Annotated in this window: 21 protein-coding genes and 1 riboswitch; of the genes, 6 read left to right on the plus strand and 15 right to left on the minus strand. The window is 71.3% G+C overall.

Annotated elements, in window-relative coordinates:
• Positions 1-159: 159 nt before the first annotated feature.
• A riboswitch (SAM riboswitch) is annotated at positions 160-272 on the minus strand.
• Positions 273-363: 91 nt separating this feature from the next.
• The 11 genes from P4R38_RS03625 to aceB all read right to left on the minus strand — a co-directional run bounded on the left by P4R38_RS03625 (position 364) and on the right by aceB (position 14515).
• Complete coding sequence (locus tag P4R38_RS03625) at positions 364-1899, minus strand: glycoside hydrolase family 3 protein (protein WP_277191088.1); 1536 nt, start codon at positions 1897-1899, stop codon at positions 364-366.
• On the minus strand, positions 1896-2723 hold the full coding sequence (locus P4R38_RS03630) for a carbohydrate ABC transporter permease (protein WP_275240455.1): 828 nt from the start codon (positions 2721-2723) through the stop codon (positions 1896-1898). The genes P4R38_RS03625 and P4R38_RS03630 overlap by 4 nt, the downstream gene beginning before the upstream one ends.
• On the minus strand, positions 2720-3685 hold the full coding sequence (locus P4R38_RS03635; RefSeq protein ID WP_277191089.1) for a carbohydrate ABC transporter permease: 966 nt from the start codon (positions 3683-3685) through the stop codon (positions 2720-2722). Before P4R38_RS03635 ends, P4R38_RS03630 begins: the two co-directional genes overlap by 4 nt.
• Before the next feature lie 4 nt (positions 3686-3689).
• Positions 3690-5045 (minus strand): sugar ABC transporter substrate-binding protein, encoded by a 1356-nt coding sequence (locus P4R38_RS03640; RefSeq protein WP_277191090.1) that lies wholly within the window; start codon positions 5043-5045, stop codon positions 3690-3692.
• Positions 5046-5250: 205 nt separating this feature from the next.
• Entirely contained in the window at positions 5251-6498 is a 1248-nt protein-coding gene (locus tag P4R38_RS03645; protein WP_277191091.1) for an acyl-CoA dehydrogenase family protein, read from the minus strand.
• Positions 6499-6547: 49 nt separating this feature from the next.
• Complete coding sequence (locus P4R38_RS03650) at positions 6548-7879, minus strand: acyl-CoA dehydrogenase family protein (protein WP_277191092.1); 1332 nt, start codon at positions 7877-7879, stop codon at positions 6548-6550.
• A gap of 272 nt (positions 7880-8151) precedes the next feature.
• Positions 8152-8922 carry an IclR family transcriptional regulator gene (locus P4R38_RS03655; protein ID WP_277191093.1) on the minus strand — a complete coding sequence of 257 codons (771 nt, stop codon included), beginning with the start codon at positions 8920-8922 and terminating at the stop codon, positions 8152-8154.
• Positions 8912-10267 (minus strand): (Fe-S)-binding protein, encoded by a 1356-nt coding sequence (locus P4R38_RS03660; RefSeq protein WP_277191094.1) that lies wholly within the window; start codon positions 10265-10267, stop codon positions 8912-8914. The genes P4R38_RS03655 and P4R38_RS03660 overlap by 11 nt, the downstream gene beginning before the upstream one ends.
• Positions 10268-11443 carry an FAD-binding oxidoreductase gene (locus P4R38_RS03665; protein WP_277191095.1) on the minus strand — a complete coding sequence of 392 codons (1176 nt, stop codon included), beginning with the start codon at positions 11441-11443 and terminating at the stop codon, positions 10268-10270.
• Positions 11443-12912, minus strand: a complete 1470-nt coding sequence (locus tag P4R38_RS03670; RefSeq protein ID WP_277191096.1) for an FAD-linked oxidase C-terminal domain-containing protein — start codon at positions 12910-12912, stop codon at positions 11443-11445. Before P4R38_RS03670 ends, P4R38_RS03665 begins: the two co-directional genes overlap by 1 nt.
• A gap of 4 nt (positions 12913-12916) precedes the next feature.
• On the minus strand, positions 12917-14515 hold the full coding sequence (gene aceB, locus P4R38_RS03675; protein WP_277191097.1) for a malate synthase A: 1599 nt from the start codon (positions 14513-14515) through the stop codon (positions 12917-12919).
• Between the two features lie 306 nt (positions 14516-14821).
• On the opposite strand from aceB, the gene P4R38_RS03680 reads away from it, so the two are divergent.
• Positions 14822-15736 carry a hypothetical protein gene (locus P4R38_RS03680; protein ID WP_277191098.1) on the plus strand — a complete coding sequence of 305 codons (915 nt, stop codon included), beginning with the start codon at positions 14822-14824 and terminating at the stop codon, positions 15734-15736.
• Between the two features lie 87 nt (positions 15737-15823).
• Here P4R38_RS03680 and P4R38_RS03685 read toward each other — a convergent pair whose 3' ends face one another.
• Positions 15824-16807, minus strand: coding sequence for a phosphotransferase family protein (locus P4R38_RS03685; protein WP_277191099.1), 984 nt, complete (start codon positions 16805-16807; stop codon positions 15824-15826).
• 61 nt (positions 16808-16868) lie between these two features.
• Here P4R38_RS03685 and P4R38_RS03690 point away from each other — a divergent pair, with 61 nt between their 5' ends.
• Positions 16869-18137 (plus strand): MFS transporter, encoded by a 1269-nt coding sequence (locus P4R38_RS03690; RefSeq protein ID WP_277191100.1) that lies wholly within the window; start codon positions 16869-16871, stop codon positions 18135-18137.
• 24 nt (positions 18138-18161) lie between these two features.
• On the opposite strand, the gene P4R38_RS03695 is transcribed toward P4R38_RS03690, so the two are convergent.
• Complete coding sequence (locus P4R38_RS03695; protein ID WP_277191101.1) at positions 18162-18758, minus strand: hypothetical protein; 597 nt, start codon at positions 18756-18758, stop codon at positions 18162-18164.
• A 184-nt stretch (positions 18759-18942) separates the two neighbouring features.
• Here P4R38_RS03695 and lepA point away from each other — a divergent pair, with 184 nt between their 5' ends.
• On the plus strand, positions 18943-20784 hold the full coding sequence (gene lepA, locus P4R38_RS03700; protein ID WP_277191209.1) for a translation elongation factor 4: 1842 nt from the start codon (positions 18943-18945) through the stop codon (positions 20782-20784).
• On the plus strand, positions 20784-21563 hold the full coding sequence (trmB, locus tag P4R38_RS03705) for a tRNA (guanosine(46)-N7)-methyltransferase TrmB (RefSeq protein WP_277191102.1): 780 nt from the start codon (positions 20784-20786) through the stop codon (positions 21561-21563). Before lepA ends, trmB begins: the two co-directional genes overlap by 1 nt.
• Before the next feature lie 24 nt (positions 21564-21587).
• On the opposite strand, the gene P4R38_RS03710 is transcribed toward trmB, so the two are convergent.
• Both P4R38_RS03710 and P4R38_RS03715 read right to left on the minus strand, forming a co-directional pair.
• Positions 21588-22676 (minus strand): acyltransferase family protein, encoded by a 1089-nt coding sequence (locus P4R38_RS03710; RefSeq protein WP_277191103.1) that lies wholly within the window; start codon positions 22674-22676, stop codon positions 21588-21590.
• Between the two features lie 127 nt (positions 22677-22803).
• A complete protein-coding gene (locus P4R38_RS03715; protein WP_277191104.1) occupies positions 22804-23982 on the minus strand; it encodes a GNAT family N-acetyltransferase in 1179 nt (392 codons plus the stop codon).
• A 43-nt stretch (positions 23983-24025) separates the two neighbouring features.
• On the opposite strand from P4R38_RS03715, the gene P4R38_RS03720 reads away from it, so the two are divergent.
• The gene (locus tag P4R38_RS03720; RefSeq protein ID WP_277191105.1) at positions 24026-24490 is read left to right on the plus strand and encodes a hotdog fold domain-containing protein; all 465 of its coding nucleotides are present in this window, start codon (positions 24026-24028) and stop codon (positions 24488-24490) included.
• Positions 24491-24710: 220 nt separating this feature from the next.
• On the plus strand, positions 24711-25289 hold the full coding sequence (locus P4R38_RS03725; protein ID WP_275240427.1) for a TMEM165/GDT1 family protein: 579 nt from the start codon (positions 24711-24713) through the stop codon (positions 25287-25289).
• The last annotated feature ends 3 nt before the right edge of the window (positions 25290-25292 follow it).

Consider the following 25292-nt stretch of genomic DNA (forward strand, 5'->3'; position numbering starts at 1 on the left):
GTGCGTGCTCAGCCGTCGCAGGGCGCCGGGCGGTGTGTCAGACCGGACACTGCGCCGAGCAGACCCGCTGCAGGTCGACGTGACGGCGGCGGTGCAGGCGTGCCGCCCGTCGGCGTGGGTCTGCGCTCATCGCTCTCTCCGAGGTCGGAAGGACCCGAGGGTCCGCGCTTGCGTGGGCCGGTCGGTCCACGCCGGGTCATCACCCGGAGCACCCCACCGCGGAGGAGGGTTGCTGCCCAGCGAGCCGGGGCTTGGCGCTGGGGCTCATGACCTGGGCTCGACGGTAGAGGCGCCGTCCGGCCGTCGGCAAGGACGGCGAGGAGCTGTCCCATAACGCGAGATGGGAAGATGAGTAACGCTGCGTTACTTAGCGAGGAGATCGACGACGGCGCGCGCCGTGGGCAGCGAGTCGCCGAACGTGTGCACCACCCGGTCGGCCACGAGGGTGCCCGGTGGCACCATCCCCGTGCAGACGACGACCGCCCGCGGGTTCGCCTCCACGATCCGGGCCAGCGCCTCGGCCTCCGCGGGATCCAGGCCCGGCGTCCCGGTCACGACGACATCGGCGTGCGCGGCCGCTCGGCGACCCGGAGCCCCGGGCTCCTCGGGCGCGTCCGGTGAAGCCGTGCGCTCGGCCGCGCTGGCACGTCCCTCGGCGACCGTCGCCTGCGGCGCCTGGCACATCGCCTCGCTGCCGGGCAGCCGTTCGACGATGGCGTGCGCGATCAGCCCGGTGTTGCCGCCTGCGGCGATGTTGCGCCGACGCCGGACGTCGATGACCCGGACGGGCCCGGTCAGGACGCCCGCCACGTCGCCGACCGTTCGCAGGGACGCCCGGGCCGCGCGGGCGTCCGTCTCCGGCTCGCCCGCCGGGACCTCGCTCCCCCGGCGATCACGGCACCAGCGCTCCAGCCGGTCGACGCGGCCGGCGGCCTCCCGCAGCCGCTCCAGGGGCAGTCGTCCGGACGTCGCGGCCTCGACCAGCGCGTCGAGCGCTGCGACGAACGTCCGCTCGTCCTCCCGCTGCGGCGCGTTCAGGACCGGGTTGCCCAGACCGACCAGGTCGACCCCGGCGATGACGGCCTGGACGCAGCCCTCGGCGAGGCCGATGGAGTCGACGACGGCGCCCATGTCCATCGCGTCGGAGGTGATGACGCCGTCGAACCCCAGCTCGTCGCGCAGGAGCCGCATCACGGGCGCACTCACCGTGGCCGGGCGGTCGTCGAGGGCCTCGAACACGATGTGCGCCGTCATGATCACCTGGACGCCGGCCTCGACGGCGGCGGCGAAGGGCGGCAGCTCCCGCCTGCGCAGGGTCTCCAGGTCGACGGCGATCCGGGGCAGCCCGGCGTGCGAGTCCACGCTGGTGTCGCCGTGGCCCGGGAAGTGCTTCGCGCACGCCGCGACGCCGAGCCCCTGCAGCCCCCGCACGAACGCCCGCGTGTGACGGGCGACGTGCTCGGGCTCCGTACCGAACGAGCGGACCCCGATGACGGGGTTCTGCAGGTCACTCGTGACGTCCGCGACCGGGGCGAGGTCGAGGTCCACGCCGACGTCGCGCAGGTCGATCGCGATCTGGCCGGCCACCGCCTCGGTGAGCGCGACGTCGTCGACCACCCCGAGGGCCGCGGCCCCGACATGTCGCGAGCCCTTCCGAGTCCCGAGGCGGCTGACGATGCCGCCCTCCTCGTCGACCCCGACGACCACCGGGCCCAGGCCGTGGGCGTCGTCGGTGAGCGCGCACAGCTGCGCGGGGGACTCGATGTTGTGCCCGAACAGGCAGATGCCGCCCAGCCCCTCGTGCAGGGCCCGCGCGAGCCAGCGCGGCACCTGTGTGCCGGCGAACCCGGGCATCAGCACCCGGTGGGCCAGCCGGCGTACCTGCGCGGCGTCGGTCACTTGACCGCGCCGGAGACCAGGCCGCTGCCGAGGCGGCGCTGGGCGAGCACGAACACGATCACGACGGGGATCGTCACCATCGTCGAGGCCGCCATCAGGCCACCCCAGTCGTTGACGTTCTGGCCGAAGAAGTGCTGCAGGCCGATGCCGACCGTCATCCGCTCCTCGTTGTTGAGGAACGTCCTGGCGAAGGTGAACTCCTCCCACGCCATGACGAAGGTGAACGCGCTGGTCGCCACCAGGCCCGGCCAGACCAGCGGCAGCAGGACCCGGCGGAACATCTGCCACCAGCCGCAGCCGTCGAGGTACGCCGCCTCCTCCAGCTCGCGAGGGACCGCGGCGACGAACCCGCGCAGGTTCCAGATGGCGAACGGCAGCGAGAACGCGACGTACACCAGGACGAGACCACCGAGTGAGTTGAGCATCCGCAGGTCCTTCATCTGCAGGAACAGCGGGATGACCAGCGCCTCCGCCGGCAGCATCTGGACGACCAGGATCATGACCAGCACGGTGGTCCGCAGCGAGAACTGGAAGCGCGCCATCGCCACGGCGCCCAGCAGCGCGAGGCCGCACGAGACCAGGACCGTCACGACGGTGACGATCGCCGAGTTGGTCATGTACGTCGTGAAGTGGCCGTCGGTGAGCGCCGTCGTGAAGTGCTCGAAGGTCCAGTGCGTCGGCAGCAGCGCGTCGGTGCCGGAGGCCGCGCGGGCGTTGAACGCCGTGCTCAGCATGAAGTAGATCGGGAAGAGCGTGAACGCGAGCAGCGCCGTGACCGCCACGGCCTTGCCGATCCGGGCGGCCGGTGAGGAGCGTCGGGTCATTGCAGCTCGTCCTCCCGGAACAGCGCGCGGACGTAGATCATCGTGATCACCAGCAGGACCAGGGTCAGCAGCACCGCGATGGCCGAGCCCAGGCCGTACTTGTTCTGGTTGATCGAGGACACGTACGACCACACTCCGAGGTTGAACACGTCGGGGTTGCTCCCGTCACCGCCGGGCATCAGGTAGATCTGCGCGAACACCTTGAAGTCCCAGATCGTCGACAGGATCGTCACGACCGCGAACACCGGTCGCATCAGGGGCACGGTGATCGACCAGAACCGGCGCCAGGCGTTGGCGCCGTCCAGCTTGGCGGCCTCGTGCAGCTCCTCCGGCACGGTCGACAGTCCGGCGAAGATGGTGATCGCGATGAACGGGTAGCCGTGGTGGATGACGTTCAGCACCGCGATCGCGTAGAACGACAGCCGGTCGGTGAACCAGTTGAAGCCCTCCGGGTCGAGCATGCCCAGCGCGATCAGGGTGCGCCGGACGATGCCCGAGTCGGGGTCGAAGATCCACACCCACACGTACGTCCCGGTGACCGCGGGCAGGGCCCAGGCCACGAGCGCCGATCCGATGACCAGCGCCCGCAGCCTGGGGCCCAGGTGCTGCAGCAGCAGCGCCACGAGGGTGCCGAGCACCACCGTTCCGGCCACGGCCACGGCTGCGAACACCACGGTGTTCGGAAGCACCGTCTTCCACAGGTAGTCCCCCGAGAGAGCCTCCCGGTAGTTGTCCAGCCCGATGAACTCGGGCTTGCCGGAGATGACCTCCTTGAGCCCGTACCGCTGGAAGGACAGGACGGTGACCCGGACGATCGGGTAGAGCAGCAGGCCGGCGATGACCAGCAGCGGCCCGGCGAGCAGCAGCCAGGGCCGTGCCGCCCGGCTCCGCCGAACGCGTCGGGGCCGAGCGGCAGGGTCGACCCGGGCTGGTGCTGCCGGTTCGTCGAGCGACGTCGCCAATGCGTCAGCTTCCCGAGTTGAGGGTCTTGGTGATCGACTCCGACGCCTTCTTCGTGGCGTCGTTCACGGACGTGCCGGTCAGGATGGACTGCAGCATCTGGGTGAGCGTCTTGTCACCCTCGACCGCGCCCCACTGTGGTGCGCTCGGCACGTTCTTGCCGGCCTTCATCATCGCCGTGGCGAACGGCGCGACCAGGGGGTCGCTGCTCGAGGCGAACGTCTGCATACCCGTGGTGGTGCTCGGGAAGAAGCCGGTCTGCTGGGCCCACTGCTTGGACAGCTCGCCCGTGGTCAGCATCTGGATGAGCTTCCAGGCGAGGTCCTGGTTCTTGCTCGTCTTGAGCATCGCCAGGTTGGAGCCGCCGAGGAAGGTGGGCGCCATGCCCCCGTCCTTGCCCGGGACGGCGAACGCCGCGATCTTGCCCTTGAGGCTCGGGTCCTTCTCGACGGCGGCCTTCGGGGTCCAGTTGCCCTGGATCACCATGGCGGCCTTGCCCTTGGTGAAGGCGTCCAGCAGGTCGGTCTCCTTCCAGGTGGCCGCGCCCTTGGTCGAGGAGCCGTCCTTGTTGGCCAGGTCGGTGTAGAACTGCAGACCCTGCCGCGCCTTGTCGGAGTCGAGGGTGCCCTTCCACTGGTCGCCGTCCTTGGCGGCGAAGTCGCCGCCGGTGCCCCACACGAACGGTGCCGCGGCGTACGCGCTGCCACCGGCGACCGGGAACGGTGCCATGTCCGGCTGCTTGGCCTTGAGCGTCTTGACGGTCGTCTGGAGCTCGTTCCAGGTGGTCGGTGGCTTCAGCCCGAGCTTGTCGAAGACGTCCTTGCGGTAGACGATGCCGCGGGTCCCGGCGTACCAGCCAACGCCCCACTGCTTGCCGTCGTAGGTGGCCGAGTCCTTCAGCGCCGGCAGCAGGTCCTTGTTGAGACCGGCGCTGCTGATCTTGCCGCTGAGGTCGACCAGGCCGCCGGCCGCCGCGAACTCGGGGTTCCAGGTGCTGCCGATCTCGGAGACGTCGGGGCCCCCGCCGCCGGCGAAGGTGCGGACGAGCTTGTCGTGCGCGTCGGCCCACTCCACCTCCTGGATGTTCAGCGTCGCGCCGGTCTCCTTCTTGAAGGTGTCCTTCGCGGACTGGTAGAAGGCGGTGGAGTCGGGGTTGGTGCCCTTCATGACCCACCAGGTCACCGTCTTGCCGTTGCCGCCGCCTCCCGAGCCGCCCGCTCCGCTGGAGCCGCCGACGGCCGTCGCGCCCCCGGTGTCACCGCCACCGCCACCGCTCCCGCCCGAGCCGTCGTCGCCGCAGCCGGCGAGAGCCAGCCCGAGGACCGCGACCGCGGCCACTCCTGTCGTTCGTGACCAACGCATCCGACTCTCCTTCGGGGTTCCGGGCAGTCTGGCGACCCCGAAAGTTTCCGTGCACGTCTGGGGTCTGGAGTGAAAATAGTTTCCACGGTGGGGGCCGTCAACGAACTCGCCGAAACCCGGAGCAGATCGTGACCAACGCGGGCGGCCGGGACGGCGAAGGGCTCGGTACGCGACCGCGTACCGAGCCCCTCGTGCCAGGTGCTGCTCAGCGCAGCTGGGTGCTGGACAGCCCCAGCAGCCGGCGGGCGACGACCAGCAGCTGGATCTGCTGGGTGCCCTCGAAGATGTCCAGGATCTTGGAGTCGCGCGCCCACTTCTCCAGCAGCTCGGTCTCGGCGTAACCGGTCGCGCCGGCGAGCTCGACACAGGCGAGCGCGACGTCGACGCACGTACGCCCGGCCTTCGCCTTGGCCATCGAGGCCTGCATGGAGTTCGGCCTGCCGTTGTCGGCCATCCACGCCGCGCGCAGGGTGAGCAGGTACGCGGACTCGTAGTCGGCCTCCATCTGCACCAGCCGGGCCGCGGCGTGCGGCTGGCTGTGCAGCGGCGCGTCGAGGTCGGGCTCGACGCCGGCCTCCTTCAGCAAAGCGGTGGTCGTGTCGAGGCAGGCGCGCGTCAGCCCGACGGCCATCGCCGCGACGAGCGGACGGGTGTTGTCGAACGTCTGCATCGCGCCGCCGAAGCCGCCCTCGGTCCGGATCTCCGGATCGCCGAGCAGGTCCTGCGCCGGCACCCGGCAGTCCTGCAGGTGGAACGCGGCGGTGTCGGAGGACCGGATACCGAGCTTGTGCTCCAGGCGCACGAGCCTCAGCCCGGGGTTGGAGCGCTCGACGACGAACGACTTGATCGCCTTCTTGCCCAGGGAGCGGTCGAGGGTGGCCCAGACGACCACCAGCTCGGCCCGCTCGCCGGAGGTGACGTAGATCTTCTCGCCGTTGAGGACGTACTCGTCACCGTCCTTGACCGCCGTCGTGCGGATGGCGCCGGAGTCCGAGCCCGTCTCCGGCTCGGTGATGGCCATCGCCGCCCAGCGGTTGCCGTACCGCTGCTTCTGTTCGTCGTTCGCGACGGCCGCGATCGCCGCGTTGCCGAGACCCTGGCGCGGCAGGCTCAGCGTCAGGCCGACGTCGCCGCGGCAGGTCTGCATGATCGACAGGACCGAGGACAGGTTCGTGCCGTTGCGGTTGGCGCCCTTGTCCTTGGTGCTCCGGCCTGACCCGACGCCGGCGGGGACGTCGTCGCTCGCGCGGGTCGAACCGCGCGCGCCGGCGCCCTGGCTGGCGCCGGAGTCGCTCAGCCCGTCGATCAGCGCGGAGGTGAGGTCCAGCTCGCGGGGGTACTCGTGCTCGGCGAGGTCGTACTTGCGGCTGATCGGCCGGAACACCTCGTCCGCGAGTGCGCCGGCCTGCCTGACCAGCGGGAGGAGCTTCTTCGGGACTTCGAGATCGATCATCAGTGGTCCTTGCGGTCGGTGCGGGTCAGCGGGCGGGGGCGGCCGGGCGTCACAGGAGCAGCGCTCCCTCGAGGACACCGGTGGCCCGCAGGTCGCGGTACCAGCGCTCGTTGTCGAACTCCTTGACGAACCCGTGGCCGCCGAGCAGCTGGACCGCGTGCGAGCCGATCTGCGCGCCGTACGTTGCGGCGAGGTGGCGGGCGTGCGCGATCTGGGCGCTCGCGTCCTGGCCGGCGTCCAGCAGCGCGGCGGCCCGCCACACCACCAGGCGCAGGCCGTCGAGCTCGATGGCGATGTCGGCGACGGTGAACGCGACGGCCTGGCGGTGCCCGATCGGCTCGCCGAACGCCTTGCGCTCCTTGACGTACTCGCTCACCTGGTCCAGGACGGCCTGGGCGGTGCCGACCGCTGCTGCGGCCCACGCGAGGCGCGCCCGGCGTACGGCGTCGCGGTGGTCGTCCGCGGTGCCGAGCAGGTTCGTGCGGGGGACGCGGACGCCCGCGAACGTGAGCCGACCCGTACGGGCCGCGCGGACGCCCATGCCCGGGTCCTGCTCGAGGCCGATGCCGTCGGTGCCGGGCTCGACGATCACCAGGCGGCTCTCACCGTCGAGGGTCGCGGAGACGACGAACAGCTCGGCGGAGTCGGCGTTCGGGACCATCGCCTTCACGCCGTCGATGACCAGCTCGTCGCCCTCGGCGCGGGCGGTGGTCCGCAGGGCGAACGGGTCGAACAGCGGCTGCGGCTCCATCAGCGCCAGCGCGGCGACCGGCGGGTTCTTCTCGTCCGCGAACGCCGGCAGGTACGTCGCCTGCTGGCTTGCGTCGCCGTACGCGGCGAGAGCCGTGGCGACGGCACCGGTCGCCATCAACGAGACGGCCAGTCCCATGTCGCCCCGGGCGAGCTCCTCGAGCACGAGCGCCGCGGTGACCGCCGACCGCTCCTCGGCGACCCCGCCGAGCTCGGCGGGTACCCCGACGAGGGTGAGCCCGAGCTCACCGGCCTGCGCGCGCAGCTCCGCCGGGGTGGTGCGCTCGGCATCGGCGGTCGCGGCCGCCGGGCGCAGCAGCTCGTCCGCCAGCTCGCGGGCGACCTGCTGGATCATCGCCTGGTCCTCGGTGGGGGTCAGGTCGAGCTCGCGGCGGGGCTTGGTCGGTGCGTTGCGGGCGGGTGCGCCCGTGCCGGTCTGCTTGGCGAACGCGCGTCCGGCGGCGGTCTGCGCCTTGAACCCCTGCCGGGCGCCGTTGTAGAGCACCCGCTCCACGGCGCGGCGGACACCGGGGTTCTTCATGGACTCCAGGCCACCCGCGCGGGTGATCAGGCGCAGCCCGAGCGCCTGGCCGCGGTCGGCCAGGCTGGGCTTGCTCTGCAGATCGCTCATCTCGACCTCTCGTCGGCCCGGGACGAGGGTCGTCCCGGGACGGGGGATTGCGTTCAGGACCGATGCTACCCACAAGTCGGTACTTTGGGTATCGGGTACAGCAAGTACCAGATAAATCGCCGCTGGAACCCAACCCCTTACCGGCAAAAGGTGGTGGCGGGCACAGGTATGCGTGTGCCGGCGCTCAGCTTTTGCCGGGGAGCGGCAGAAGGTGGTGAAGGGCACAGGTATGCGTGTGCCGGCGACCAGCTTTTGCCGGGAGGGGAGGGGGGTCAGGCGCGGAGGGCGGTGGCCAGGTCGGCGGCGACGGCCCGGACCTGCGGAGCCGCAGCACGGGCGGCGTCCACGGTGAAGCGCTCGGTCGGACCGGACACCGACAGTGCGGCGTGCAGCCCGGGTGAGGAGACGACGGCGGCGACGCAACGGACACCGAGCTCCTGCTCCTCCTCGTCGACCGCGTACCCCTCATCCCGCACCCGCGCGAGCTCACGGTCGAGCTCCTCCGTCGTGGTCAGCGTCCTCGGTGTCGAGGCGGTCAGCGGCCGGGCGCGCAGCAGGTCCGCCGCCTGCGGGGTGCCCATCGACGCCAGCACAGCTTTCCCGACGGCGGTGCTGTGCAGCGGGATGCGCCGCCCGACCTCGGCGAAGATCCGCAGCGAGTGCGGTGACGGGCTCTGGGCGACGTAGACCATCTCGTGGCCCTGCAGGACGGCGAGGTTGACCGTCTCACCGCACAGGGCGGTCAGCCGCGCCGCGTACGCCCGTCCGACCGCGGCGAGCGAGCGCTCACCCGCGTCGGCGAGGCCGAGCGCCGCCGGTCCGATGGCGTAGCGGCGCTCGCTGTCCTGCCGTACGTAGCCGCGCTCGGCCAGCGTCGCGAGCAGCCGGTGGACCGTGCCGAGCGGGAGCTCAGTGGCGCGGACGAGCTCCGAGACACCCTTGGTGGACCCGTCGCCGAGGACCTCCAGGATGTCCAGGGCACGGTCGACCGCCTGGACGCCGCCGCGACGCGAGCCGGCGGCCACCGCCGGTTCACGGGTCACCAGGCACCCCCGTCAGCGACGCGACCGGCAGGCCGCGCAGTGAGGCGTCCAGCACCTGCGCGGTGTGCGCGACGGCCAGGTCGGTGCCCTGGTCGCGCGCGGCGGCGGCGATCTGCATCATGCATCCGGGGTTCGCCGTCACGAGCAGCTGCGCGCCGGTGGCGACGACGGTGCGCGCCTTCTGCTCACCGAGCGCCCGCGCGGGCTCCGGCTGCAGGATGTTGTAGACCCCGGCCGATCCGCAGCAGATCGCCGCGTCGGCGATCTCCCGCACGGTCAGGTCGGGGATGCCGGCGAGCAGCTCGCGAGGCTGAGCGCGCACTCCCTGGGCGTGGGCGAGGTGGCAGGCGTCGTGGTAGGCGATAGTCGCGGGCAGCGGGTGGCGTTCCGCGCGCGGCCCGAGCTCGACGAGGACCTCCGTGAGATCGCGGACTCGCTCGCTGAACGCCGCCGCTCGCGCCGTCCCGGCGTCGTCGCCGGTGTCGAGGAGCTGCTCGTACTCCTTCATGGCGCTGCCGCAGCCGGCGGAGTTCACCACGACGAAGTCGACGTCCAGCGGGTCGAACGTGTCCATCGTGGCGCCGGCGAACCCGCGGGCCTCCGGCTCCCGCCCGCTGTGGCTGCTCAGGGCTCCGCAGCAGCCCTGCCCACGGGGGACGACGACGTCGCAGCCCTCCGCCGCCAGCACCCGGGCGGTCGCGGCGTTCACCTCGGGGAAGAACTCGCTCTGGACGCATCCGGTCAGCAGCGCGACCCGGGCCCGGCGCTCACCCACGGCGGGGATCAGCTCGGGGAGGGGCTCGCGCGCACCGATGGTCGGAGCCACGCGCTGCATGGCCGCCAGATGGGGCGCGAGCCGCTCCAGGACGCCGGACCGCCGTACCGCGCGGTCGAGCCCGCAGCGCTGGGTCGCCCGCAGCACCGCCCGGGCGATCCGCAGCCGCCGCGGGTACGGGAACAGGGAGAAGATCGCCCCACGCAGGGCCTTCTCGCTCCGTGTGCGCTCGTGGTTGCGCTCCACCTGCGGGCGGGTGCGTTCGAGCAGGCGGTCGTACTGCACACCCGAGGGGCAGGCCGTCACGCAGGCCATGCAGCCGAGGCACGCGTCGAAGTGGCCGGCCATCTCCGGTGTGAGCGGCTCGCCCTCGAGCGCGGTCTTCATCAGGTGGATACGACCGCGGGGGCTGTCCATCTCTTCGCCCCACAGCACGTACGTCGGGCAGCTGGGCAGGCAGAACCCGCAGTGCACGCAGTCGTCGATGAGCTCGCCGCTCGGCGGCCGCTCGGCGTCGAAGCCGCGTACGGCGGGCATGCCCAGACGGATGGGGTCGGTGTGCTCGGACACTCAGATCCCTCCGACGAATCTGCCTGGTGCCAAACGGCTCTCAGGATCGAACTCGTGCTTGACCCGACGCATCAGGTCGAGGGCGGCGACGGGTCCCCACACGTCGACGGCTGACTTCACCTCGGCCGGGGCGTCGACGAGGACGAGCGCGCCACCGCGGGCTGCCGCCAGCGGGCGCAACCGACTCACCGCAGTCACCGCCGTCTCCGGGTCGTCGGTGCTCGCGTACAGGACACCCGCACCGACGGATCCGCGTACATGGAGGCCGAGCTGGACCGCGGCCTGGGCGATCTCGGTCGCGGACGAGATCTGCGTCGTGATCTTGAGCAATGATCCGTCACGGGCGAGGCCGATGCCGGGGGCGCTCGCACGGGCGGCGGGTGCTCCGATCAGCCCGGCCGCCGCCGCCGACCGCTGCTCGACGCCCGCCCGCGTACCCTCCACGAGGACCGAGACCGTGCAGCGTCCGCGCTCGGCGTCGATCTCGACCGCGGCGGGCACGATCTGCGAGCTCATCACTGCTGCAACGAGATCGGTCGCTTCTGCCGGGGAGCCGCACTCAACCTGGGTCGACGCCGACGCCTCGGGCACCGGGTGCAGGCGGAACGTCGCCTCCGTGATCACGGCGAGCGTGCCGTACGAGCCGACCATGAGCTTGCCCAGGTCGTAGCCGGCGACGTTCTTGACGACCTTCCCACCGGCACGAGCGACGACGCCGTCGGCGCGGACCACCGTCACGCCGATGAGCAGGTCGCGGACGGTGCCGAGCGCCACGCGGCGAGGCCCGCTGACGTTGGTGGCCACCAGCCCGCCCAGGGTGGTCCCGGGGACGACCTCGTCGACGCCCAGCCGCTGGTCGGTCCGCCCGACGATGCGCTGGAGCTCGGCCAGCGGGGTGCCGGCCTGCGCCGACACGATGAGGTCGCCGGCCTCGTGCTCCAGCACGCCGCTCATGCCGCCGAGGTCGAGCAGCAGGTCGGCCGACCGCGGGGGAGCACCCCACGGCAGCTTGGTTCCTGCGCCACGCACGACCACCGAAAGCCGTTGTACCGCTGCGTCTTTCATGATGTCGGCGACCTCTGCCGTCGACTGCGGTCGGACGACTTCCCCGACCGGTACACCGTCGACGTGTTCGGCGGCCTCCGCGGCTTGCGTGCGGACCGGGCTCGACGGCATCAGAACACCTCCGCCAGCCCGGCGGCCTGCGCCGGGTGCGGCTCGGTGCGCTTGCCGGGCCGCTCACCGCACAGTCGCGGCGTGGGGTAGATCTTGCCGGGGTTGGCGATGCCGCCGGGGTCGAACGCGCAGCGCACCAGCTGCATCGTGTCGAGGTCGTCGGCGCTGAACATCTTGGGCATGTGCTTGGCCTTGTCCGCGCCGACGCCGTGCTCGCCGGTAAGCGAGCCGCCGTGCTCCAGGCACAGGTCGAGGATCGCGCCGGACAGCTCCTCGGCGCGCTCGCCTTCGCCGTCCCTGGCCTCGTCGAACAGCACGAGCGGGTGCAGGTTGCCGTCCCCGGCGTGGAACACGTTGGCGACGCGCAGCCCGCGTTCCTCAGCGAGCTGCGTCATCGCGCGCAGCACCTCCGGAAGCGCCGTACGCGGGATGACACCGTCCTGGACGATGTAGTCGGGGCTGATCCGCCCGACGGCGGCGAAGGCGGACTTGCGGCCGCGCCAGATCGCCGCTCGCTCGGTGTCGTCCGCGGCGACGCGCAGCTCGAACGACCCGGCGTCCTCGCACATGCGCTCGACCGCCGTGAGCTCGTGCTCGACCTCGGGCGCCGGCCCGTCGAGCTCGATCACCAGGACGGCGCCGGCTCCCTCGGGGTAGTTGCACCCGACCGCGGCCTCGGCGGCCTCGATCGCGAGGGCGTCCATCATCTCGATGGCGGCCGGCACGATGCCGGCCCCGATGATCGCCGACACGGCTGCGCCCGCCTCGTCGGTGGAGCCGAACCCGGCGAGGACGGTCTGGACCGCCTCGGGCGTCCGGAGCAGCCGTACGGTCACCGAGGTCGCGACGCCCAGGGTGCCCTCGGAGCCGACGACGGCGCCGAGCAGGTCGTAGCCCGGTGCGTCGGGCGCGCGGGTACCGAGCGTCACCTGCTCGCCGTCCGGGGTGACCAGGTCGATCGAGAGGACGTGGGTGCTGGTGAAGCCGTACTTCAGGCAGTGGGCTCCGCCGGAGTTCTCGGCGACGTTGCCCCCGACCGAGCAGATCTGCTGGCTCGAGGGGTCCGGCGCGAAGTAGTAGCCGTGCGGCCTGGCCGCCTCGGAGACGTGCAGGTTGATGACGCCCGGGTCGACGACGGCGCGCTGGTCCTGCGGCGCAATCTCGCGGATCTGCCGGAGCTGCGAGGTGACGATCAGGACGCCGTCGGCGTGGGGGAGCGCGCCGCCCGACAGGCCCGTGCCCGAGCCGCGCGCGACGAAGGGGACGCCCTCGGCCGCGCAGGCCGCCACCGTCGTACAGATGTCGTCGGCCGAGCGGGCCAGCACGACCAGGGCCGGGACGACCCGGTAGTGCAGGAGCCCGTCGCACTCGTACGTGCGCAGCCGGGTCCGGTCGGTGACCAGGGCGGACTCCGGCAGCTGCTCGCGCAGCCGCCGCAGCACCGTGGTCACCGACCCGGACTCGGTCATCGCGTCACGGCATCCGGGCGTACGCGGGGAGGGTGAGGAAGTCGGCGTACTCGTCGGCGACGGCGACCTGCAGGAAGGTGGCCTTCGCGTCGTCGTAGTCGCTCGCGTCGCCCGGCAGCTCGGCGATGACCTCGTCGACCAGCTGCAGCACCAGGTCCTTGGTGATGAGCTGGTCGGTGTCCGCGGTCTTCACCTGGTTGTTGATCTGCTGCCAGATCTGCGAGCGGGAGATCTCGGCGGTGGCCGCGTCCTCCATCAGGTTGTGGATGCCGACCGCGCCGCGGCCCATCAGCCACATCCGCAGGTACTGGATCGCCACGTCGATGTTGCTGCGCAGCCCGGTGAAGGTGACCTCTCCCGGGGTGGCCTTCACGTCCAGCAGCGCAGCGCCCTCGACCTGGACGTCCTCGCGCTTCTTGTCGATCTGGTTGGGGTTGTCGCCCAGCACCTTGGTGAACACGTCGGCGCAGGTCTGCACCATCGCCGGGTGCGCCACCCACGAGCCGTCGAAGCCGTCGCCGGCCTCGCGGGTCTTGTCGGCGGTGAGCTTCTCGTACGCCGCGGTGTTGACCGCCTCGTCCTTGCTCGGGATGAAGGCCGCCATGCCGCCGATCGCGGACGCGCCGCGCTGGTGGCACGTGCGCACCAGCAGCTCGGTGTACGCACGCATGAACGGCACCGTCATCGTCACGGTGTTGCGGTCCGGGACGATGTAGTCGGCGCCGCGGGTGCGGTACGTCTTGATCACCGAGAACAGGTAGTCCCAGCGGCCGGCGTTCAGGCCGGCGGAGTGGTCACGCAGCTCGTAGAGGATCTCCTCCATCTCGAACGCGGCGGGCAGGGTCTCGATGAGGACCGTCGCGCGGATGGTGCCCTGCGGGATGCCGACGAAATCCTGGCCGATGACGAACGCGTCGTTCCAGATACGCGCCTCGAGGTGGGACTCCATCTTCGGCAGGTAGAAGTACGGGCCGCGACCCTTGTCGATCTGCTTCTGACCGCAGGCGACGAGGTAGAGCGCGAAGTCGACCAGGGACCCGGAGGTCTCCTCGCCGTCGACCAGGATGTGCTTCTCCGGCAGGTGCCAGCCACGCGGCCGCACGATGATCGTCGGCAGCTCCTCGAACGGCTTGGTGACGGCGTATTCCTTGCCCTCCGGGCTGGTGAAGGCCAGCGTGCCGTCGAGCGCGTCCTTGAGGTTGAGCGGACCGGACACGACGTTGCCCCACATCGGGGTGTTCGCGTCCTCCTGGTCGGCGAGCCAGGCCTTGGCGCCGGAGTTCAGCGCGTTGATCGTCATCTTGCGGTCGGTCGGGCCGGTCATCTCGACGCGGCGGTCCTCCAGGCCCGGGCCGAGGGGCGCGACCTGCCAGGAGTCGTCCTCGCGGACGTGCCGGGTCTCCTCCAGGAAGCCCAGGTCGGCGCCGGCGGAGATCTCCGCGACCCGCTTGCCGCGCGCGTCCAGTCGCTCCAGGCGTCGGCCGTTCAGCTCGCGGTGCAACTTCGCGACGAGCTCGAGCGCCTTCTCGGAGAGGATCTCCTCGTAGCGGTCCTCGAGCGGGCCGGTGACCTCGACTCCGTCGGGCAGCGTCAGGGCAGACATACACATCTCTTTCCACGATACGGAAACTCTGGCTCGCTTCGTGGAAACCCTAGCGGGGGCCGTTCTCGACGACCAGGCCCGTCCGGATCCCGAGGCGATTGCGGTCGCGCTGCCTCGAGCCGTAGGCGGAAGCGCGACGGTCCTCGAGCCGTAAGAGAACGTGCGCGATCTCGCACATCATTTTACGGGTCCGGGGAACTCGCACGCGGCGGCAAGCCTGTCCACATCCCCGCCCTCCGCACCGCGCGATCCACCCGCGCGTGCGCCGTACTGTCCGCCGGCGTGGCCGGGCGATGAGGTGGAGCCGTGAAAGAGTCCCTCGACGCCGCCTACCGGCTCGCGGAGTCGCAAGGATGGGTGGCGTCCCGCACCCAGCTGACGGCTCTCGGTGTCACGCGCTGGATGGTGCGGGACCGACTGGCGAAAGGCGCCTGGGTGCGATGGGGAGTACACACCGTCGGCCTGCGGCGAGGCGATCTCAGCGGTCTCGGCCGGCTGTGGCGTGCGGTCTGGGAGAGCGGCCGAGTGTCCGCACTCGACGGTGTGTCCGCCCTCGTCGTCGCAGGTCTGACTGGCTTCGACGTGCCGGAGGTCCATGTCTCGGTGCCGCATGGCCGCGCGCCACGGCAGGTCGACGGAGTCAGGCGCCATGTCGTCGCCCTGCGCCGGCCGGGCGAGCTGCTCGGGGGCGGTCTGCCCAGGACGACCACCGCGGTGGCTGTCATCAGAGGTGCCCAGTGGGCATCCTCGGACCGGCAGGCGGCGCTGCTCCTGGTCATGAGCGCTCAGCAGAGACTCCTGCCGCTGGCGCGCATGCAGGACACCTTGGATACCTGGCGGCCCCATCGCCGCCGCGCCCTGATCCGGACGGTTCTCAACGACGTGATCGATGGTGCGCAGGCACTGGGCGAGCTCGACGTCGGGGCGCTGTGCCGACGCCACGGGCTGCCGGCGCCGCATCGACAGGTGGTCCGCCGCGGGCCGAGCGGCCGGATCTATCTGGATCTGGGCTGGCCGGACATCGGTCTGTTCGTCGAGATCGACGGTATCCATCACGTGTTCGGTGACTCGGTCGTCGTCGATGCGCTGCGCCAGAACTCCGTCGTGCTGAGTGGAGGGTCCGTGCTTCGAATCCCGTTGCTGGGACTGCGCCTTCAGGAGTCAGCCTTCATGGGTCAGGTGGTCACTGCGTATTGGATGCGAAGCCGGCGCGCGGCATGACCCGGAGCGCACCGTCCGGGAGCCGTAAGAGAAGGTGCGGCGCCGCGCTCCTTCTCTTACGGCTCCATCGACGGACCCGGCATCGGGTCAACGCCAGCCGCGGCGGCCGGCGAGCATGCTGGTGAAGTCGTGGGCGAACACCAGCTGGTGGTGGCGCATCGCGGGGGTGCAGCCGGCCGGCAAGGGCTGCTCCTGGGTGCTCAGCATGTAGACCGCGATGTTGGCCAGGAGGACGTCGACCTGCTGGTCGGTCGCCGAGTGCAGCAGCGGGCGGCTCAGCCAGGCGCGCACGTCCAGCCCTTGACGCCGCGCCATCGGCAGCAGGCCGGCGAAGTCGAGCCAGGCGGGCCCGAGCGTGACGTGGTTCCAGTCGACGACGACCACCCGACCGCCGGTGACGAGCAGGTTGTCCGGGCGCAGGTCGTTGTGGCAGAGCACTTCACCCGTGAGGTCGGCGGTGCGGCGCGACAACGCGGCCAGCTCGGCGCCGTGCCGGCGGAGGACGTCCACGAGCCACGGGTCCTCGCCTTGGGGCGTCGGCAACGCGTACCCACCCCGCGCCAGGGCGTGCTCGGTCTCGATCAGCCGGTCGTCCCGCCGGGTCGCGTCGCGGAACTCGCTGGGGCCGAGAGCGGGTGGAGGCACAGCGGAGGCCGCTGCCACGCAGGCGTCGTACGCCAGCGCGAGGTCGGCGTCCGTCCACGGCTGTCCGGGCAGGCGCCCGTCGAGGTGCTCGACGGCGAGGACGACCCACCCCTCGCGGCGTACGACCGCGAGGGGACGCGCGTGCGGGACCTCTGGCGGCAGCAGGGCGAGCACCGCCGCCTCGCGCAGCAGCGCCGCCGCAGGGAACTCCAGCTCCCACGGTGCCGCCTTCACGAAGGCCGACCGGCCGTCCTCCAGCCGCACCGTGCCCGCGTACTGCCCGCCGAAACCCGACCCCACCGGCTCCGCCGCCGACGCGACGGCCGACCCCAACCGGTCGCCCAGCTCGACGACCGCCTCGGCAGCGACCTGCTCCCAGCCGAGCCGCTTGGAGGTACGCGTGTAGTCCACGCCGTGGGGATGCATGTGAGCAGTCTCTCCATCCGGCGGTTTGGTGGTCGACCGCTTTCTGGAGGACCGTTGGGCGGTGACCGAGTCCGCCGCCCTGCACGACATCTGCGACGACACGGCCGTCCGGCCCGGCTCGGAGACCACCTCGCACGTCCGGCTGGCGCTCCTCGCGCTCGCCCTCGGCGGGTTCGGCATCGGGACCACCGAGTTCGTCACGATGGGCCTGCTGCCCCAGATCGCCGACGGGGTGTCGATCGACATCCCGACCGCCGGTCACGTCGTCTCCGCGTACGCCCTCGGCGTCGTCGTCGGTGCCCCCGCCCTCGCGGCCCTCACCGCGCGCCTGCCGCGCAAGCCCGTCCTGGTCTGGCTGATGGTGCTGTTCGCGGTCGGCAACTTCGCGTCCGCGCTGGCCCCCTCGTACGGCACGCTGCTCGTCGGCCGGTTCGTCGCGGGTCTGCCGCACGGCGCCTTCTTCGGCCTGGGGTCGGTGGTGGCGGCCTCCCTGGTGCCGGCGCACCGGCGCACCTGGGCGGTGGCGATGATGCTGGCCGGCCTCACCGTCGCCAACATCCTCGGCGTGCCGGTCGCGACCCTCCTGGGTCAGCACCTCGGCTGGCAGTGGCCGTACGCCCTCGTCGCGCTGATCGCGGTGCTGACCGTGCTGGCCGTCCTCGCCTGGGTGCCCTCCCAGCCGGCGGATGCGGGTGCCGGCGTCGCCGCGGAGCTGCGCAGCCTGCGTCGGCCGCAGGTGTGGCTCGCGCTCGCGATCGGGACCGTCGGCTTCGGCGGGATGTTCGCGACGTTCTCCTACATCACCCCGACCATGACCGAGCTGGCCGGCTTCGGCGAGCGGACCGTGCCGGCCATCCTGGTGGTGTACGGCGTCGGCATGACCACTGGCGCCTTCCTCGCGGGCCGGGTCGCGCAGCGGGGGATCATGCGCGGCATCGTGCTCAGCCTTCTCGCCATCGCCGTGCTGCTGGCCGCGTTCGGGTTCCTGGCGCAGACGAAGGTGACCGCGGTGCCGGCGGTGTTCCTCCTGGGGCTCGTCCCCACGATCCTGGTGCCGATGCTGCAGACCCGCCTGATGGACGTCGCCCACGAGGGTCAGTCGCTCGCCGCGGCGCTCAACCACTCCACCCTGAACATCGCCAACGCGCTCGGCGCCTGGCTCGGGGGAGTGGTGCTGGCCGCCGGGTACGGCTATGAGTGGCCGAGCCGGCTCGGTGCCGGGCTCGCTGTCCTGGGTGTGCTCGTCGCCGGCTTCTCCGCGTGGCTGGGGCGCCGCTCACCCGAGGAGGGAGACCCTGCGACGAACGCCCTCACCGACCGCGGTCGGTGAGGGCGTTCGTCGAGGCGGAGCCGGTCAGGGAGCCGCCACGTAGTCGATCTTCACGGTGTTGCCGCTGCCGGAGACCATCTTGGAGACGATCGGCGTGGCGAGTCCGCAGTCGGCGAACTTCGGGATGTCGAACGAGCCCTTGAGCGTGAACGGGTCGAAGAGGCCGCCCTGCTTGCCGGACAGCTTCATCGTGACCGGGGACGAGGTCTTGCAGCTGTTGCCCACCAGGTTCACCGGCAGCCCGAGCGGCTGGATCTTCACGATGCGGATGTTGAGCCGCTGGGTGACCGAGATGTTGTTGGAGAAGTCCACCGTGCCGGTCGCCGGCCCGAGGGGTTCGATCCGGATCGTGGCCTTGGCGAGCGGGAGGCCGATGACCTTGACCGGTGAGGTCGCGTCCTTGAGCGAGAGGTTCGCGCTCAGGGTGCGCTTCTCGAGGTCGAAGTTCGCGGTCTGGGTACCCGTGGTCGTCACGGTCTGGTTCATCGACTTGATGTAGGTGCTAGCCGTCGCCGTGTGGTGGAGCTCCCAGACCTCCGCCTGGGCGCCGGGAGCCGTGGCCATGAGAGTCGCACCGGAGGTGGCGACCGCGGCGAGAGAGATCAAGGTGCGCGAGGGCATGCCGGATTCCTTTCCTACTGATTGGTAACCAATGCACGTCACCGTACGTGATCCGGCTCACCTTGGCTACGCCACCGTAACCTCGTGTCGGATGGCGAGCGTCCTGACGGCCACGCCGGACGTGGGAGACTGAGCCGACTGCTCCCGTACGCCGATCACCCCGAGGTACATGCCCGTGTCACCGATGGCCACCACCGCGCTGCCCCCTGCCGCGACGCCACCGGAGCTGATCCGAAACTTCTGCATCATCGCCCACATCGACCACGGGAAGTCGACCCTGGCCGACCGGATGCTGCAGATCACCGGCGTCGTCGAGGAGCGGGCCATGCGCGCGCAGTACCTCGACCGGATGGACATCGAGCGCGAGCGCGGCATCACCATCAAGAGCCAGGCCGTCCGGATGCCCTGGGCCGCCGAGGGCACGACGTACTGCCTCAACATGATCGACACCCCGGGGCACGTCGACTTCACCTACGAGGTGTCCCGCTCGCTCGCGGCGTGCGAGGGTGCCGTCCTGCTGGTCGACGCCGCGCAGGGCATCGAGGCGCAGACGCTCGCCAACCTCTACCTGGCGATGGAGAACGACCTCACGATCATCCCGGTCCTCAACAAGATCGACCTGCCGGCGGCGCAGCCGGAGAAGTACGCCGCCGAGCTGGCCGGCCTGATCGGCTGCGACCCGGAGGACGTCCTCCGGGTATCGGGCAAGACGGGGGAGGGCGTCGAGGAGCTGCTCGACCAGATCGTCGGCCAGCTGCCCGCTCCCGAGGGCGACGCCGACAAGCCCGCCCGCGCGATGATCTTCGACTCGGTGTATGACACCTACCGCGGCGTGGTCACCTACGTCCGCGTCATCGACGGCCAGCTGAGCCCGCGCGAGAAGATCGCGATGATGTCGACGAAGGCGACGCACGAGCTGCTGGAGATCGGCGTCATCTCCCCGGAGCCGGTGCCGTCCAAGGGGCTCGGCGTCGGTGAGGTCGGCTACCTCATCACCGGCGTGAAGGACGTGCGCCAGTCGCGCGTCGGCGACACCGTGACCAACGCCGCGAAGCCGGCCGGCGACGCGCTCGGCGGGTACCGCGACCCCAAGCCGATGGTGTTCTCCGGGCTGTACCCGATCGACGGCTCGGACTACCCGATCCTGCGCGACGCCCTCGACCGGCTGAAGCTCAACGACGCCGCGCTGGTGTACGAGCCGGAGACATCGGCGGCGCTGGGCTTCGGCTTCCGCGTCGGCTTCCTCGGCATGCTGCACCTGGAGATCGTCCGCGAGCGGCTGGAGCGCGAGTTCAACCTCGACCTCATCTCCACCCTGCCGAACGTCGTCTACGAGGTGGCGCTCGACGACGGCCGTACGCACACGGTGACCAACCCGAGCGAGTTCCCCGAGGGCAAGATCGCCGAGATCACCGAGCCGGTCGTGCGGGCCACGCTGCTCGCGCCGAGCGAGTTCGTCGGCGCGATCATGGAGCTGTGCCAGTCCCGGCGCGGGTCGCTGCGCGGGATGGACTACCTGTCCGAGGACCGCGTCGAGATGCGCTACACCCTCCCGCTCGCGGAGATCGTGTTCGACTTCTTCGACGCCCTGAAGTCCCGCACCCGCGGCTACGCCTCGCTGGACTACGAGCCGGACGGCGAGCAGACCGCCGACCTGGTCAAGGTCGACATCCTGCTGCAGGGCGACAAGGTCGACGCGTTCAGCTCGATCGTCCACCGCGACAAGGCGTACGCGTACGGCACCCTGATGGCGACCAAGCTCAAGGAGCTCATCCCGCGCCAGCAGTTCGAGGTGCCCATCCAGGCGGCCATCGGCGCCCGGGTCATCGCCCGCGAGAACATTCGCGCCATCCGCAAGGACGTCCTGGCCAAGTGCTACGGCGGTGACATCAGCCGCAAGCGCAAGCTGCTGGAGAAGCAGAAGGAGGGCAAGAAGCGGATGAAGATGGTCGGCTCCGTCGAGGTGCCGCAGGAGGCCTTCATCGCCGCGCTCTCCCAGGACTCCGGCTCGGAGAAGAAGAAGTAGTGCAGCCGCCGCCCGACGTCCCGCCCGAGCACCGGGCGCGGACCCGGTCCTTCACCCGTCGTGGCGGCCGGATGCCGCAGCGGCACCACCGCGCGATCGCCGAGCACGGCTCGACCTACCTGCTGGACGTCGAGCTGGAGGGCCTGGGTACGACGGTGGCGGCCGACTCCCGGCTGGACCTCCCGTCGGTGTTCGGCCGGGTCGCGCCGGTCGTGGTCGAGATCGGCTCGGGTTCCGGTGACGCGGTGGTGCACGCCGCGCAGCAGAGCCCCGAGCGGGACTTCGTCGCGCTCGAGGTCTGGCGCCCGGGTGTCGCGCAGACCATCGCCAAGGCCGTGCACGCCGGCGTCGAGAACATCCGGCTGCTGGAGGCGGACGCGGCGCAGGCGCTGGCCGTGCTGTTCGGGCCGGGCACGGTGAGCGAGGTCTGGACGTTCTTCCCCGACCCGTGGCCCAAGAGCAAGCACCACAAGCGCCGTCTCGTCACGCCTCAGTTCGCCGCCGCGGTCGCGACCGTCCTGGTGCCCGGTGGTGTGTGGCGGCTCGCGACCGACTGGGCCGACTACGCCTGGCAGATGCGCGACGTCGTCGAGGGCGAGCCGGCGTTCGAGAACCCGTACGTCGGCCGACTCGCCGCTCCAGGCGACGAGCACAACGACCCCGCGGGCGCTCGGGGCGGTTTCGCCCCGCGGTTCGAGGGCCGGGTCGAGACCCGGTTCGAGGGCAAGGGCCTGAAGGTCGAGCGCATCGTGCGCGACCTCACCGTCGTCAAGCGCTGACGCTCGCCGCCGACCGGCTCCCGGTCAGGGTGTCGCGGCGTCGACCTCCGGGGCACTGGTGACCGCCGCCGGCCGGCGTGCGCGGCGGCCGGTCGAGATCCAGCGTTGCGCGGGTCGCTCGACGAGGTGGTGGAGCAGCACCGCGCTGATCACGGACACGGCGAGGACGACCATCGCCGCCGGTACGCCCGTCGACGGGCGGTCGGGCAGGTGCCTGATGACGAGCTCGTGCACGAGGTAGAACGCGAACGACACCTCGCCGGCGTACGTGAGGCCGCGGTGTCCGAGCAGCCCGCTGCGTCCGCGGATGTCGTTGACCGCGGCCGCGGCGATGAGCAGGGCGAACGGCGGGGCGAGGAGCACCTGGGTCACCGGGTGGATCGCACCGGTCTTCGCCAGCACCCCGAGGGCGGCGAGGGTGAGGAGCAGGTACGGGACCAGTCCGCCGCGCGGACGCCAGCCGTCCCGGACGGCGAGGGCCACGACCATCCCGAGCGTGAACTCGGCCATCCTCGCCCATGGCGCGTGGAACCAGATGTCGGTCCAGCTGAACGCCACGCCGAGCGCGAGGACCGCCCCCAGGTACGCCGTCGCCACGAGGAGGCGAACCCGGGGACGAAGCCGACGCAGACCGGTGACGAGCAGCGGGAAGGCGAGGTAGAACGCCATCTCGCAGCTGAGCGACCACGCGGGACCGTTCATCCCGTAGACGACCTTGGGGTCGAACGCCCAGGCCTGCAGCAGCAGCACGTTCGGGATCAGCACCGCGGCACGCAACGGCCTCGGGTCGATGGTGAGCAAGAAGGCCAGCGCGACCAGCAGGGTGACCAGGTGGGAGGGGTAGACGCGGGCGAAGCGGCGCCGGTAGAAGCGGCGCGCGCTCGTTCCGGGCGCCGTACCCCACGTGAGCACGAAGCCGGACAGGACGAAGAAGAACCCCACGCCGGTGTAGCCGATCGAGGACGCCGGCAGGTCCAGCACCCCGAACAGCATCAGGTGGAAGACCAGCACGGCCGCGGCCGCGAAGGCACGCAGCGAGGTGAGGCTGGGCAGCGCACGGGGCAGGGCCAGGTCCGGTGCCCGCGGCCCCGATCGTGCTTCGACATCCCCCACGCCCACCAGCTCCCTCCCGGCATGTTGCGAGGAGCGTACGGGGGCAGCGGCACGCGCCTGGCGTTGTTCGCGGGTCGCGCGGCGGACCGAAACAAATCCGCCAGCGAACCTCACGCCCGAAGGGGCCTCAGAAGTAGTCGCGGATGTGGACGCGACGTCCGGAGAAGGCTGCGTCCCATCGTTCGTCGTCGTGGTCGGCGCCGGACAGCAGACCCGCCTGCCGCAGCTCGGCGCAGCTGCTGACCCCGGCGTACCTCAGCGCGAGACCCGTTGCGGTGTACACGATCTCGGCGTTCTTGGCCGGCTCGACCGCCGCCCGGCCGTCGGCGACCCGTACCCGGTAGGCGCCGTCGGAGCCGACGGGCAGCCCCGAGACGCCGAAGGCCAGGTCCAGGTCGAGCCAGGTGGGGTACGCGCGTCCGGTCAGCGCTGCGGCGACGTCGAGAACGGCCAGCCCGTACGGGTTCGCCTGGCGGACCTTCCACACGTGGCTCGGCAGCGCCAGCTGCAGCAGGTCGGGCGCGGAGGTCGAGATCACGGTGGTGGGTGCGACCGTCGCGGAGGTTCCGAGTGCCCGGAGCAGGCTGCGCATGCCCTGGTCGGTGACCGCGACGAGGTCGTGCACCTCCAGGGTCCCGTCCTGGCCGTAGCCGCCGCTGCGCGACCAGAGGGCGTACCCGGACGGCCTGCCGTCGTCGTCCGTCGCGATCGTCATGCCGGGGTACTCGCCCGCCACCTCCTCGTCCGTCCGGGCGAAGCTCGCGCCGTCGCGGGTGAGCGGCCCGTTGTGGGTCACGGCCCACCGGGCGTACAGCTCACGCAGCACGGGTACGTCGCAGGCGCCGCCCCGGCGGACCGAGCCACCGGTCGTCCGGACCGCCGCGAGCTCGGCGGTCGGGAGGACCAGCTCGTCGTAGCTGCCGACGGTCTCGTACCCGAAGCGGCGGTAGATGCCGGGGGCGGTCGCGTAGAGCGTGCTGATCGCGCAGCCGTCGGCCACGGCGTCCGAGAGCATGCGCTCGAACAGCGGCGTGAGCAGACCCTGACCACGGTGCTCCAGGGCGACCTTGACGCCGGCGATGCCCGCGGTCCGGAACCGCGAGCCCCAGAACCACGAGTCGTACCGGCGGTCGACCACAGCCGCGACCGGTGTGCCGCGCCACGTCGCGACGTACGTGCGGCGCCCGTCGGCGTCCGGGGGACGGGGCGGCCCGTCCGGTCGGGGGTAGCCGAAGCTCTCGACGCCCAGGACGGTCAGCGCCTCCGCGTCGTCGAGGACGGCCGGGCGGATCTCGTACTCGTTCACGACCGAGATCGTACGGACGCTACCGGCCGGTAATATCCGGCTCGTGACTTCCACCTACGAGCTGTACCGCAGAGCCGGCACGCGCCCGCTCGGCCAGAAGGCCTTCTCGCTGGCGTACATGCTGAAGGCGCCGTACTTCGCCAGCGTCCGGCCCCAGGTCATCGAGATGCGAGAGCACCGCGCGGTCGTGCAGATCCGCAAGCGCCGGGCCGTGCAGAACCACATCGGCACCGTGCACGCCATCGCGGTCGCCAACGGCATGGAGGCGGCCATGGGCCTGCTCGCCGAGGCGACGACTCCGTCGGGAATGCGCTGGATCCCCAAGGGAATCCAGCTGGAGTACGTCGCCAAGGCCACCTCCGACGTCCGGTGCGTCGCCGAGACCGACGCGGGCGACTGGGCGCACGAGCCGCCGTTCCAGGTCGACGTCCGCTGCACCGGGGTCCTCGCCGACGGCACCGAGGTCGTCCGCGGCACGATCCCGATCTGGGTGACGGCCAAGAAGTAGCCGGTTTTGCGGGGCGACCGCGTCGGCCCCTACAGTGGGCGGCCGAAAGGGAGTAGTCCCCAACAGCCGTGTCGACACACTGACCTCCGGGTCCGGCGCGGCGGGCCGCATCGCGGCGGACGAGACTTTCGACCAGTCGTACGACCCGTCAACAGGGCGTGCCTGGTCGAAGGCGCGTCCCCCCGGCCGGCTCCTTCGCCCAGCACGCAGAAGGAGCAGCATGTACGCCTTCCTGCTGAGTACAGCAGTGATCTTCGTCGCCGAGCTCGGTGACAAGAGCCAGCTCATGGCCATGACCTTCGCGGCGCGCTACAACGTCCGCCAGGTCCTCATCGGCATCACCGTCGCGACCGCCGTGGTCCACCTGGCCTCGGTCGGCATCGGCCGTTTCGTCGGCGACCGGTTCACCGACAACCAGTGGATCATCACCCTCGTCGCGGGCATCGCGTTCCTCGTCTTCGCGCTGTGGACGCTGCGCGGTGACGAGCTCACCGACGAGGAGGCCGAGAAGGCCAAGCGCAGCACCGGCGCGGCCGTCCTCGCGGTTGGCACCGCGTTCTTCCTCGCCGAGCTCGGCGACAAGACGATGCTCGCGACCATCACGCTGGCCACCCGCGAGGGCTGGTTCGGGACCTGGCTCGGCAGCACCCTCGGCATGGTCCTGGCCGACGCCCTCGCCATCGGGGTCGGTGCGCTGCTGGGCAAGCACCTGCCCGAGAAGGCGATCAAGTACGGCGCCGCCGCGCTGTTCGCGATCTTCGGGGTGCTGCTGATCATCGACGGTCTGGCCGCTCGCTGACGC

The organism is Luteipulveratus flavus, from assembly GCF_029439465.1.
In the GTDB taxonomy this organism is placed as follows: domain Bacteria; phylum Actinomycetota; class Actinomycetes; order Actinomycetales; family Dermatophilaceae; genus Luteipulveratus; species Luteipulveratus flavus.